The sequence below is a fragment of the Oceanispirochaeta sp. genome (genome assembly GCF_027859075.1).
In the GTDB taxonomy this organism is placed as follows: domain Bacteria; phylum Spirochaetota; class Spirochaetia; order DSM-2461; family DSM-2461; genus Oceanispirochaeta.
The window spans coordinates 1-12,925 of sequence record NZ_JAQIBL010000015.1 but is presented as its reverse complement, the minus strand read 5'-3'; the positions used below and the strand labels follow the sequence as shown (position 1 = coordinate 12,925).

The following is a 12,925-nucleotide window of genomic DNA, read 5'->3' as shown; positions in this document are numbered from 1 at the left end:
TGAGTTCTGGTTATCTCACACTCACTTAATCGGAATGCACTACTGATAGAACAAACATCTTCTGAGTTGGAAGAGTATTGAAAACTTCCAGCTGGAATATAGCAGGAATACCCAATGTGGTCAGAGAAGTATCCCTGATCAACATTGACTACAACTGTATAAGACTGAGTGCTACTGTCTTCCGCAGTCACAATATATGTTACAGGGCTATTGAAGTCGTTTGCAGTGATTTCACTTTCTTGGGCGATGCTGTTGATGGTTCACTTTCGTACTAAATTGTACTCAGTTTTTTTCTACAGCATCCTCTTAAATATTTATTCAGAAAAGACTGAGAGTGCAATATCATAAACGCCTGTGTTGTCAGTGGGAGTGAATGTGCTTCCATAATTTCCTGAATATTCTCCATCGTTAGGAGGTCTTTCGGGATTTATTGAGTCAGGGGCATCTGTGTAGAGTACGGCATATACTTCCCATGTTCCCGCAGGTATTTCCGTTATGAGGTAGCACATGGTTCTGGGTACTCCGCTTACTCCCTGAAAGTATCCGACAACACCGCCGTTATCTCCAATGCCGTCGCTGTCTACCACTACAGTATAGGGTTTTCCGTTTTGGCCCACATCTTCTGCAGGGCAGTGCAGAGTACCTTTGATCAAGTAGCCTTCATCGTTTTTGACGCCGTTCAGTTGGATATTATACTCAATGCTATCATCTGCTCCAGAATCAAGTGTCCCTGTTCCTGTAATGTCTCCATCTTCAGCAATACTTCCAGAAAAATCCATTTGAACCGTACTGGGACTTATGGTTTTATGAGAGACTGTAATTGTTCTGGCAGATTCGTCTATGGAAACAGGAATATCAGCATATTCACCATCAGGAGCAAGGATGTCCAGAACCCCAGAATTGCCATCAATATCCAATGTCCAGACTACGTCTTCGGCTACACTGCTGTCAGCGAGTTTCGTACCTGTAAATGATCCACCGTACAATCCGTCGACGGATATGTCCGTCACAGTGATAGTAAAATCCTGGCTGTACTTGTCTGTACCATCGCTGACCTCTATTTTGATGGCATAGGATGATTTGGTTTCATAATCAAACACTTCTGCTGTTTTTAACTGATCGTTTTCTATGCTGAATGAGGCATTTTCACCATAGTCTGAAGTCAAAGAAAATATAAAACTGTCATCTATATCCTCATCGCTTACAGAGAGACTTCCTACTGTTGTGCCGGCAGAACTTCCTTCCTGCACGCTTGTGGCACTGATTCCGATATCCGATGGTACATTGTTCCCGGAGGGACTGTCTTCGCAAGAGAAGAAAAGCAGAAAGGGGAGTAAAGACAATAACATGAAAGTATACTTCAGATTCATTACAATCTCCTTACAAAATGATTTAAATATGAATTATTGTTTACAATATATTAATGAACATTAAGAATGTTTGTTTGTTTTAATGCATGAATCAAAAATAATTTACATCTCATTTGAAATCTCCTTATAAAGTCGATCTAAAGCAATACTAACGCTTACAATTGTTCCGAACTAGACAGCTTTACGGCATTTCATGATGCCGCTTGCATAATATTTATTTATATCACTTAACAATGATCATCATTTTCATGACATGATTGTTAAGTGAACAGTTGTGATTTTACAAGATTAATGTATTTCAATGTTTGGAATTAAATCGTTTAACACTTTTTCAGGATGAGATTTTTTCATCTTCTATAATGATTTCAATATTACTATTCAGTTTGAGTGCCCAGCCAACCGTCACAACGTCCATCTTGTTCTCAGGGTAGACGATTGTTCCTATCTGCATCAGTTCCAAAACCTTTTTTATATCCAGAATTTGTCTGTAAATTTTCCTGTACTCTTTGCACAATGTTGCCTTTTGTTTATTTTCTTTACAACACATACAATCCATATCATTAATGGTCATCAGATCTTTGTCTGAAAGAGCTTTCACAAGATCATGACAATTGATCCTGCCCTGCTTTTTATGATTCACCAGGAGTTGCACCAGTATTTCATTCTTAAAGAGACCAAGGAACTCAGAAAGATTCAGCTGGCTCAACCAGATAGAATCATCTATCACAAGTATCCGTATCTTCATCTTTTTCTGCAGGTCAAAAATAGATATAAAGAAAATGATCATCAGGAATATATTGTAAATATTATAAATAAGGCTCTCTATCCAGCGGGGTTCCTGTCTGCTAGAAATCAAATATCCCATCATTAAGATCCAGACAATCCAGCAGAGCAACATGATTATTGAGAGAATATAGAGGAGTTTGTTGATGGCTCTATGCCTTTCCAGATGATGGAAGAAAACCTCTTTACGATAAAGTATGTTCTGAAGACAAATGAATACAGGCAGCATCATTGAAAAATAGTCCCGATGCAAAAACAGTCCAGTCAGAATAACAGTCAGAAACAGCATTCCTGAAATGGTAATTATCAGTAGTATATGATTTTTACTCTTTTCTTTTGCCAATAATCTATAAAGGAAATAGTGAATTATGGATAATCCGATCCCATATACAATGGCCTCACCATAGCCTGAAAAACAGCTTACAGGTTCAGCACCTGAGGGATTCCAGTGGATCACCAGGGACAGAATGAGAAACAGAACGGAATAGAAAAAAAGATAGAGATGTTTAAGGATCATTTGATTATTATATCATTGTTCCATTGGCTTCTCACTCATTCATTTTATATACTAATTCCTACATTTGTTATCTTACTTTACAGCCTGACTTATACCTATCAGAAACAAAAAAGTAAACTATAATTCAGTACCGGCAGTGCTCTGATTCTCATTGATCTGCCGGCTCTTAAAAAAACCGTCAAGTATATAATATACAGTTGTTTATATTTTTTTCTAAAATAGACTTTTCATTCATTCCTGGGCCTGATAGATTCCTCATAGGAGCACTGAATGGACTATGCACTTGAAAAGCAGATAGAAGGAATTGTCAGGGATACCGCAAAGAGGCAGGATTCGGAAGGTCAGATGTGGCGAGAGGCTCTGACGAGTTATGCTCTCATCGATGACAGACCCTTTCATATGCTGAAATCCTGGGTAAGAGAAGATCACCTCATGCCCACAGATCTACTCCCCAATGCCGAATCGGTCATCTGTTTTTTTATTCCCTTCACGAGAGAGATTACATGTTCCAACGAGGAGGGCGTCCCTGCATCCAGAACATGGGGAGAAGCCTTTGTTAAAACCAATCTTCTCATCGATGAGATCAGTGATGAAATCACAATGATGCTGGAAACAGGGGGCTTTAACTGTGCCCGCTTACCGGCGACCGAAAGCTTTGATACAGACAGTCTCACCAGCCGCTGGTCCCATCGTCATGTGGCCTATATAAGCGGTCTGGGAACCTTCGGGAAAAATAATATGCTGATCACAAAGGCAGGCTGCAGCGGCAGGCTGGGCAGCATCATCACAGATGCCCCGTTGACCTCATCACCCCTTCCGGAGGAAGAGTACTGTATTGAAAAAGAGGGTAATATCTGTGGTCAATGCGTGAGCCGATGTGCCAGGGGAGCCCTGACTTCTGAGAATTACGACAGGCACAGCTGCTATAATCAGTGCCTGGATAACGGAAAGAATCTGGGAACAGCAGATTTGATGGATGTGTGCGGTAAGTGCCTGACCAGGCTGCCCTGTACCTTCAGGGCACCTGTCTAAGTTAATGATCAGCCGGGATTTGAATACCTGATTCCTTCAGTAATTCTACCGATCTATCTGCCTGAGGCAGCAGAAAGCCCGACTCTATTATTCTTCCGGTACGACCAGAACAGGACAGCGGGCCTTATGGATCAGTTTCTTAATAAAATCTCCCAAGAGACGATTGATCATATTGCTTCCCGCCCCCCGGCCAATGATAATCAGATCGATCTCATCCGATTGGGCCTCTTTCAAGATCTGTTCCCCCACATTTCCTGTGACAACCTTTGTGGAACAGTTGATTCCAGGTGGGACCTTTCTGAGATAGGCCTCGGCAATTTTAGCATCAATGTCATGGCGGGCTTTGTTATCCACATCATCCACTTCATAGATATAGGACTTCCAGAACTGGGCGTCCGGCTCGGGGATGACATGAAATATAACGAGCTCACTCCCCGGGTTCCCCTCGGCAATATTCAGGGCATAGTGATAGGCCCCCATGGCATCTGTGTTGAAGTCCGTACAGAAGAGGATTTTTTTAAAAATATTCTTATGTGGCATTGCGTTCCTCCCTTAAATTCATTGAAGACTAAGTATTTTTCTACCGAAGCTGGTTTGCTGCTTCGGGGATTTGCAGCTCTGAGCCGAAGGGTATCAAGCATAATGTGGTCTCCCATATAAACTGTCAAAAACAATAATTTTAACTACCGAAGCTGGTTTGCAGCTTCGGTGATTTTCCCCTTAAGGCCTAAGGGCCTAAGGGCCTAATGGAATAATCCAGGCAAAAACAGGCAGATCTGGGGAAACAGAATCAGAATGACCGCCGCCAGAACCAGCATCCCCAGAAAGGGCATGGCTCCCTTGAAAATAACCGGCAGGGGAATGTCCCTTTCGATCCCGCTGACCACATACACATTCACTCCCACCGGCGGTGTTATAACACCCATCTGGGTGATGACAACAACGATAACACCAAACCAGACAGGATCAAATCCCAGTTCCTGAACGACAGGAAAGAAAATGGGAATGGTCAGGAGCATCAGAGCCAGGGCGTCGATAAAACAGCCTGCCACAAGGAAGAAGAGGATGATCAAAAACATGGTGATTTCACCCGGCAGAGGGAGAGAAACAAAGGCCTGAGCCACAACAAAGGGAATACGGGAGACCGCCAGAAAACGGCCGAAAATGGTTGCGGCCGCCACAATGAAGAAAATCATACTCGAGGTTCTGACGGTTTCAAGGAGTATTTTTTTCATCTTCAGGATATTCAGTTCTTTCTGAAGGGCCGCAATAAGGAAACTCCCTGCAGCACCGATGGCGGCGGCTTCAATGGGAGTAAAAAGACCCAAAAACATGCCGCCCATGACCAGCAGAAACAGAATCAGCGTTTCTACGACACCATTGAGAGAGATTATTCGCTCCTTCCAGCTGTGTCTTGGTCCTGCGGGGCCCAGGGTTTTATCCCTGGAGCTGCGCACATAAATATTCAGACAGAACATTGTGGCAATGAGGATTCCCGGAACAATACCTGCCAGAAACAGATCACCGATGGACTGCTCTGTCATGAGAGCATAGACGATAAACACAACACTGGGAGGAATGAGCATGCCCAGTGAACCTCCGGCGGCAACAGTGCCGGCTGCCAGAGAATCGGCATAACCGTATCGTTTCATCTCTGGTAATGCGACGGAAGCCATGGTAGCCGCCGTCGCAGGACCGGAACCGCAGATGGCTCCGAATCCGGCACAGGCCCCGACGGTTGCCATGGCCAGCCCCCCTTTAAGGTGACCCATCCAGACATAGGCCGTATGAAACAGACGCTTGCTGATGCCTGCATGAAAGGCTACCTGCCCCATCATGACAAAGAGGGGTATCACCGTCAGATTATAGGAGCTGAAGGTTTCAAAAAGCTCGGCGATCACCATGCTGAAAGCCGCTTGAGGATTGATGATCAGGGCAAAGCCCAGAACTCCCGAGGCGATCATGGCGAAAGCCACGGGCATACTTGTGAAAAGGAGACCGAAGAGCACAAGGCATCCGATGACTCCTATTTGTACAGGACTCATGGTTTGATGAACTCCTTTCCAGGATGGATGAGATGGTAGACAAAGACGACCATCATCAGCAGGCTGTTCAGGCTGATGACAAAGGGAATCCAGAAGACAGGCATTCCCAGATTGGGCAACACTTCTCCACTCTGATACAGGGACATGCCATGCCTGAAGGTATAGAAAGTCAGGCCTCCGAAGATAACAAGAGCCGAAAGTCGGAAGACAAGATCCAGAAACAGGCGTCCGATTTTCCCACACTTATGATAAAAAAACTCGATCGCAATATGTCCCTTGGCGGCGGTCACATAGGGCAGAGCACAGGCTACAGAAATGACCCCGAAGGCCCGGACAAGGTCATAAGCTCCGGTGATGCCGATATTAAAGATTCTGAGAATGACATCCAGAACTGTAATGCCCATCATCAGCAGGATGGAAACACCTGCAATGTAGGCAAACAGTATGATGAGACGTTTTATGAATGAAAAGAACTTCATAATTATTTCAGCATATCCCGGATGTCAGCAAGGAAGGCTTCTCCAGGGAGTCCTTTCTCGGCAGCGGCCGCCGTATATTCCTCATAAATGGGGTTCATGGCGGCAATCAGGGCCTTGTTATCCCCATCGCTCAGGGAGATAAAGGTTTTCCCCAGATCCTTAACAAAGGCTTCTCCCTGTCTGTCACTTTCATCCCAGGCTTCTCCCTGTTTGTAAATCCACTCATCGCTCACTTCATCCATGATGGTCTGAAGATTCTCAGGCAGAGCATCCCATTTGGCCTTGTTCATGACAACAAACATGGTGGTGGTATATCCGATAGACTTTGTATCCACCACATAATCGATAACCTCACCCTGTTTCCAGCCTTTGAGTGTTTCTATAGGACAGAAGGTGGCATCGACAACACCTTTCTGGAGGGCTTCATAGGTTTCTCCCTGGCTCATGGAGATGGGAGTTCCCCCCAGAGCAGTAACAATCTTGGCGGAAAGACCGGTGGCCCGGACCTTCATTGAGGCAATATCTGCGGGGGTGCGAACCTCGTTCCTGCTGGCCAGGATTCCCGGGCCATGAGCATGCAGATAAAGGACATGAACATCTGAGAGTTCTGCAGGTTCATATTTCTTGACCATTGCATTGGCGATTTTTGTGGCCGTGACACCATCAGGGTAACCTACAGGGAGATCCAGACCTTCCAGAAGAGGAAAACGGCCGCGGGTATAGGCAAAGACACTCATTCCGATATCGGCAACTCCCGAGACAACGGCTTCATAGGTTTGAGCCGCGGCTGTGAGGGTTCCCCCGGGAAAGAGAGTAATCTTGACCTGACCATCCGTTCTTTTTCCGACTTCTTCCGCCCAGGCTTCCGCTGTTTGGGCCTGAAGATGGGATGCGGGAAAGAAGACTGCATAATTCAGGTTATATACTTCCTTCTTTTCGGCCTTTGCGGTCGTTGTTTCATCCTTTTTGTTACAGCCGGACAGAACCAGGACCGCAAAAAGCAGAAGAGTTGCTATTTTTTTCATATATGCCTCCAAAGAAGATGTGATTCAAACGAGAATTAATACCTAATTCATAATCTTTGATTTTTACCATTCCATAAAAACGCAGAGCATGTCTGAATAAGATTTTCCAGATGATTATAGCATTAAAACAGGACTATAAAAGGAGGTTTTTTCTCATTATTTTTCCAGGAATCACTACAAATCTCTTTTACCTGGCGAACGATAAGGTTGGATCTCCCTGAGAATCCCCAATATGCCTCGATTGACACAGGGAATTTCAGCGTGTAAACTACATTTGTTCTGACTCCGAACAAATAGGATTATTATGGATATTAAACTTCTGTCCCCCAGTGACATGATGAAACACAATGCCCGGGTGCTGTTGAAATTAATCAAGAAAAAAAATGTCCTCTCCAGGGCGGATGCCTCCCGGATGCTCCAGTGCAGCCGTTCCACTGCCTCAAAACTCATGAGTTACCTGGTAGGACTATCCCTCGTGACCCCCGTGGGGACCGGGAACCATGGCATCGGCAGGAATTCGGATCTCTTTCAATTTAACCCCAGGGCCTGTTCCGTCCTTGGTGTGGATGTGAAACCGGATTCCATCCAATTCATCCTTAGTGATCTGAACGGGCAGATTCACAGCCGCCGGGAAATTGAAAACACGGATTTCTCTCCAGAAAAAACGGTCGAAGTGATTCATAAAATAACACAGGAGATTCTTGATGACAGCCCCATTCCTGAAGCCCGGCCTCTGGGAGTGGGCGTTATGATTCCCGGATGGGTCAGTGATGATGGAATGGTACTGAATTCAGACCCTCTGGGCTGGAAAAAACCGGTCCGCTATCGGGAGATGCTCAATAGAGACTCATCCCTGCCTTATCAGATCCTCAACGATGCCAATGCTCTGGTTCTGGCAGAGTCTGCTTTCGGAGGCAACGGCAACTGCCGGAATCTTCTTTATATTGAAAACCCCGACGATATCGGCGGAGCCTATACTGATTCCAGTCATAACCTTCTGACCGGTGAAAACTCACTGGCCATGGAAATAGGAAAAATGAAAGTGAATATCGGGGATCAATTCTATCTGGTAGAGGATGTTCTGGGTATTTCGAAGATACAGAAACGCTGGGGGATCACGGTTCAGTCTCTGAAGGATCTATTTGATTCATCTGATGCTGAAACAGCCGAGGTCTGCCTGCAGATTGCCGATATTTTCGGTCAGATCATTGTTCAGACTTCAGCCCTGCTGAATCCTTACGCCATTATGATCAACACTCCCTATATCAAAAGCCCCGGGGCCCTTGATTTCTTAAAAAAAACGGCATCCCTCCATTTGGCAGAGACTCCTTTAAAGGAAACACAGCTGCTTCTTCCCTCATTGGAGCGATCGGCCCTGGGAGGGGCCTGCTGGTCCATACTGAACAGTTCCTTTGATTTTGTGATAAAGGACTGATCATTTCATACTGAAGAATCAATGACCAATCCCTCATCTCAGAGTGCCAGTTTATATATCTCCTGAACCGCATCCCTATCCAGCTTGACCAGAAATCCGGTGGGTCCCTTTTCTGTCACCAGACCGGCTAATTCATCAAACCGGGAATCATCAATATCCAGATCTTTCAGACGGGTCGGCATGCCCAGTGATTTATAGAAGTTTTCCATCAGTTCCAATCCGGTCTTTATCACAGACTCGGGATTGTCAAAATCGTAGGGAACATTAAAGACCCTTGTGAAAAACTTGATGAAAGGCTGGGGCTTCAACTGGGAGACATATTTGATCCAGGCTGGAAATATAATGGCCAGACCCGCACCGTGGGTAATGTCATAAAGGGCACTCAAGGGCATTTGTATCCTGTGAGAAGCCCAGTCCTCGATTCTTCCCATTCCCAGGAGCCCGTTATGAGCGATACAACCCGCCCACATCACTTCTGCCCGGGTATCATAATTATCGGGTTCACTGAGAACCTTGGGGCCATTCTTGATCATCGAGTGAAGAAGGCCTTCACACATTCCATCGGAAAAATCCACATGAGTCTCTTCTGTAAAATATCGCTCCATCACATGGGCCATGATATCTACAACCCCTGCGGCGGTTTGCCAGGGGGAGAGGGAATAGGTCAATTCCGGATTAAGGATGGAAAATTTCAATCTCATTAAATCATTGGCATAACCAATTTTATATTTTCCGTTGGTGATAACACTGAACTTACTCATTTCACTCCCCGCTGCGGGAATGGTCAGCACAGCACCGAGGGGCAGGACTTCCAGGGGAGTTTTTCCATTATAAAAAAAGTCCCACACATCGCCCTCATAGGGGACACCCAGGGCAATCGCTTTGGCCGAATCAATGACACTACCCCCCCCTACAGCAAGGATAAAGTCAACTTTATGATCCCGGCAGAGAGCGATGCCTTCCCTTACCAGTTCTATATCCGGATTGGCTTTAACGCCGCCTAACTCGACGACGGAGATCCCTTCATCACTCAACTGATTCAGAATCCGGTCATAGAGACCTGTTTTTTTTATATGTCCTTTCCCGAAATGCAAAAGTACTGTTTTACCGTATTTTTTTACAAACCCGCCAACCTTCAGTTCGGCATCTTTTCCGAATTCTATTTCTGTTGGTGCGTAAAAATTAAAATTAACCATGTAAACTTATCTCCTGATAATTATAAATCTAGAAAATGACTGCCTGATCCTGTAGGGATGCAATAAAAAAGTTGAGTCTCTCCAGAAAAAACTCCGGTTGCTCCTGATGAGGCAGATGACCTGCTCCTCTTATAATCTCAAATTCTCTCAGGTCCTGCAAGCGATGATTCATCTAAAGACAGCCACCGGGAGGAGCGCTCCCCATCCGAACCTTTACGGGACGGAAATATAGGTTCATAATATTCAGGAAAAGATATAAAAGTTTGAGGAAGTCTATGCTTTACAGAAAATTCGGAAAAACAAATGAAAAACTCAGCATCCTCGGTTTCGGGGCCATGCGCCTCCCGATCATCGAGGGAGATGTCAAACACATTGATGAAGAGAAGGCTTTGAAGATGATCCGCCATTCCATCGACCTTGGGGTGAATTATCTGGACACCGCCTGGCCCTACCATGGGGGAAACAGCGAATCCTTCTGCGGAAAGGTCATGCAGGACGGTTACCGGGACAAAGTAAAGATAGCGACAAAACTGCCCAGCTGGGAGATAAAGAGTCCCGGGGATATGGACAGGATTCTGGATCAACAACTCGAAAGGCTGGGAGTCGAAACCATTGACTTCTACCTCCTTCATTCCCTCAATGCCGCCAATTGGGCGAATATGAAGAAGCATGACTACAAGTCATTTCTCATAAGATCCAGGGCTGCTGGAAAAATCAGATATACCGGATTCTCACATCATGACGATATCGACCTTTTTAAAGAAATTGTAGACGACAATGACTGGGATTTCTGCCAGATTCAGCTCAATTACCTGGATGAGCATTACCAGGCAGGACTGGAAGGGATGGACTATGCCGTATCCAAAGGAATGGGAGTGGTTGTTATGGAACCCCTCAGAGGGGGCATGCTGGCCCGGACTGAAATACCGGAAGAACTGCAATCCATATGGGATGCCTCTGATACAAAACGATCCCCCGCAGAATGGGCCCTTCGCTCTCTCTGGGACAGGGAAAAGGTGGGAGTCATCCTCAGCGGCATGACCACGATGGAGCAGGTTCAGGAGAATCTGAAGGTGGCGGGAGAGGCCCTTCCCGGGACTTTAACTGAAAAGGAAAACAACATCATCGGGAAAGCGAAAGACTACTTTCACAGCAAAATCCGTGTGGACTGCACCAACTGCCGTTACTGTATGCCCTGCCCTCAGGGAGTGTATATTCCCGAAATCTTCTGGGCCTACAACCATGAAGCCCTTTTTGATGATTTTGCAAAAGCCAAATTCTGGACCACGGGATTCCTGAAAGAACAGCAGAGAGCATCCAACTGCAACAGCTGCGGTCAATGTGAAAAACACTGCCCTCAGAACATTGAAATCAGAAGGCATCTAAAAGACGTGGCAGCCCGGTATGAGGCTGCTGTGACCTGAGTGGAGTTCTGGGGGGGATTCTTCCCCCCCAGAATCCGAATTAATTTTTCTCAGTCTGCACAGAATCTGCACAATAAGCCGTTACCTTACTTTAATAACAAAAAGAATAAGGGAGTACAACGGTGAAACTCGAACTGTCAGTGAAAGGCATGACCTGCGGCGGCTGTGAAATGCATGTTGAAAAAGCAGTCTTAACGATTGAAGGGGTGATTCAGGCCAAGGCGAATCATGCCACAGGCAGACTGCTTGTTCAGACAGATGACGCCTATGATAAGGAAAATCAGGAAGAACTGATCAACCTGCTAAGAGTCAAAGTGGCAGACGCGGGGTACGAACTCCCGGGACTGTTCAGCAAAACCAAAAGTGAATTTTCTCTCAAACAGTGGGTAGGGATTCTCATCATTCTGGCAGCCCTCTTCCTGGTGGTCAGAGAAACGGGAATCATGAATGCCCTCCCCGTTATTGAGAGCTCCATGGGTTACGGACTTCTCTTTATCATCGGTCTTATGACCTCGGTGCACTGTATCGGCATGTGCGGCGGGATCAATCTGACAGTCAGCCTCTCATCTGTGCGAAAAGGACAGAGCGACCCCAGCCCTCTGCGCCGGGCCCTCCCCGGCCTCCTCTACAATGCCGGACGGGTTGTATCCTACACTCTTATAGGAGGGCTTGTAGGAGCCCTCGGCTCTGTCATTTCCATTACGGGTGCCATCCAGGGCATCATCGTCGGCATTGCCGGATTATTTATGATTATTATGGGATTCGGCATGCTGGGAATTTTTCCAGGCCTGTCCCGCTTTATGCCCCGGCTGCCTCAGGGATTGACTTCAAAAATCATGGGCGCCGGAGTCGGGAGAGGCCCCTTTGTGGTTGGTTTTCTCAACGGATTTATGCCCTGCGGTCCTCTTCAATCGGTTCAGATTTACGCCCTGGGAACAGGAAGCGCCCTCTCGGGAGCCTTGTCTATGTTCCTCTTCAGCCTGGGTACTGTTCCTCTGATGCTGGGCTTTGGTTCTCTCTCCACCCTCATGCCCCGTCACACTCATGGCAGAATCCTCAAAGTGAGTGCTCTCCTGGTCCTCCTTCTGGGTGGCGGGATGGTCCTGAGAGGCATGAGTCTGAATGGTATTTCTCTGGCCGCCGCGGGAAGCTTCAATGGCTCCTCAGAGAATGTCAGAATTGCCGAAATAGTGGAGGGAAAACAGTACGTTAAGACCATCATGCACGAGGACGAATATGAACCCTTCATCGTTCAGGCCGGGATTCCTGTGGTCTGGACCATATATGCGGATGAAGCGGAACTGAACGGATGCAACAATCCCCTGACTGTTCCTGAATACGGCATCCGCTTCCAGATGGAACCGGGAGAGAATGTCATAGAATTCACTCCTCCCTCCAAACCTGGAAACATAACCTATACCTGCTGGATGGGTATGATCACCAGCGGCATCAAGGTCGTCGAGGATCTGAGTCTGGTGGATGCCTCACTCATTGGTGATACGGCGGCTCTTTCCGAAGCCTCTTCAGGCAGCTGCTCCAGCGGCGGGGAAGGAGAAGACGGCTGCTCCAGCGGCGGGGAAGGAGAAGACGGCTGCTCCAGCGGCGGGGAAGGTACAGAA

Annotated in this window: 11 protein-coding genes; 4 read left to right on the top strand and 7 right to left on the bottom strand. The window is 46.5% G+C overall.

Annotated elements, in window-relative coordinates:
• Positions 1 to 314 precede the first annotated feature (314 nt).
• The gene (locus PF479_RS01030) at positions 315 to 1,370 is read right to left on the bottom strand and encodes a cadherin repeat domain-containing protein (protein ID WP_298001342.1); all 1,056 of its coding nucleotides are present in this window, start codon (positions 1,368 to 1,370) and stop codon (positions 315 to 317) included.
• A 331-nt stretch (positions 1,371 to 1,701) separates the two neighbouring features.
• Positions 1,702 to 2,670, bottom strand: coding sequence for a hypothetical protein (locus PF479_RS01025; RefSeq protein ID WP_298001340.1), 969 nt, complete (start codon positions 2,668 to 2,670; stop codon positions 1,702 to 1,704).
• 270 nt (positions 2,671 to 2,940) lie between these two features.
• On the opposite strand from PF479_RS01025, the gene PF479_RS01020 reads away from it, so the two are divergent.
• The gene (locus PF479_RS01020) at positions 2,941 to 3,702 is read left to right on the top strand and encodes a hypothetical protein (RefSeq protein WP_298001338.1); all 762 of its coding nucleotides are present in this window, start codon (positions 2,941 to 2,943) and stop codon (positions 3,700 to 3,702) included.
• A gap of 87 nt (positions 3,703 to 3,789) precedes the next feature.
• Here PF479_RS01020 and PF479_RS01015 read toward each other — a convergent pair whose 3' ends face one another.
• The 4 genes from PF479_RS01015 to dctP all read right to left on the bottom strand — a co-directional run bounded on the left by PF479_RS01015 (position 3,790) and on the right by dctP (position 7,251).
• On the bottom strand, positions 3,790 to 4,242 hold the full coding sequence (locus tag PF479_RS01015) for a universal stress protein (RefSeq protein ID WP_298001336.1): 453 nt from the start codon (positions 4,240 to 4,242) through the stop codon (positions 3,790 to 3,792).
• 203 nt (positions 4,243 to 4,445) lie between these two features.
• Positions 4,446 to 5,747 (bottom strand): TRAP transporter large permease, encoded by a 1,302-nt coding sequence (locus tag PF479_RS01010; protein ID WP_298001334.1) that lies wholly within the window; start codon positions 5,745 to 5,747, stop codon positions 4,446 to 4,448.
• Positions 5,744 to 6,226: a TRAP transporter small permease gene (locus PF479_RS01005; RefSeq protein WP_298001333.1), complete on the bottom strand. Its 483-nt coding sequence runs from the start codon at positions 6,224 to 6,226 to the stop codon at positions 5,744 to 5,746. The genes PF479_RS01010 and PF479_RS01005 overlap by 4 nt, the downstream gene beginning before the upstream one ends.
• A gap of 2 nt (positions 6,227 to 6,228) precedes the next feature.
• Positions 6,229 to 7,251, bottom strand: coding sequence for a TRAP transporter substrate-binding protein (gene dctP, locus PF479_RS01000; RefSeq protein ID WP_298001331.1), 1,023 nt, complete (start codon positions 7,249 to 7,251; stop codon positions 6,229 to 6,231).
• 304 nt (positions 7,252 to 7,555) lie between these two features.
• Between dctP and PF479_RS00995 the strand changes: the two genes are divergently transcribed.
• Positions 7,556 to 8,686, top strand: a complete 1,131-nt coding sequence (locus tag PF479_RS00995; protein WP_298001329.1) for an ROK family protein — start codon at positions 7,556 to 7,558, stop codon at positions 8,684 to 8,686.
• A gap of 38 nt (positions 8,687 to 8,724) precedes the next feature.
• On the opposite strand, the gene PF479_RS00990 is transcribed toward PF479_RS00995, so the two are convergent.
• The gene (locus PF479_RS00990) at positions 8,725 to 9,882 is read right to left on the bottom strand and encodes an iron-containing alcohol dehydrogenase (protein ID WP_298001327.1); all 1,158 of its coding nucleotides are present in this window, start codon (positions 9,880 to 9,882) and stop codon (positions 8,725 to 8,727) included.
• Positions 9,883 to 10,157: 275 nt separating this feature from the next.
• On the opposite strand from PF479_RS00990, the gene PF479_RS00985 reads away from it, so the two are divergent.
• Positions 10,158 to 11,306 carry an aldo/keto reductase gene (locus PF479_RS00985; RefSeq protein WP_298001325.1) on the top strand — a complete coding sequence of 383 codons (1,149 nt, stop codon included), beginning with the start codon at positions 10,158 to 10,160 and terminating at the stop codon, positions 11,304 to 11,306.
• A 122-nt stretch (positions 11,307 to 11,428) separates the two neighbouring features.
• On the top strand, positions 11,429 to 12,925 hold a 1,497-nt coding region (locus PF479_RS00980; protein ID WP_298001323.1), incomplete at its 3' end, for a sulfite exporter TauE/SafE family protein.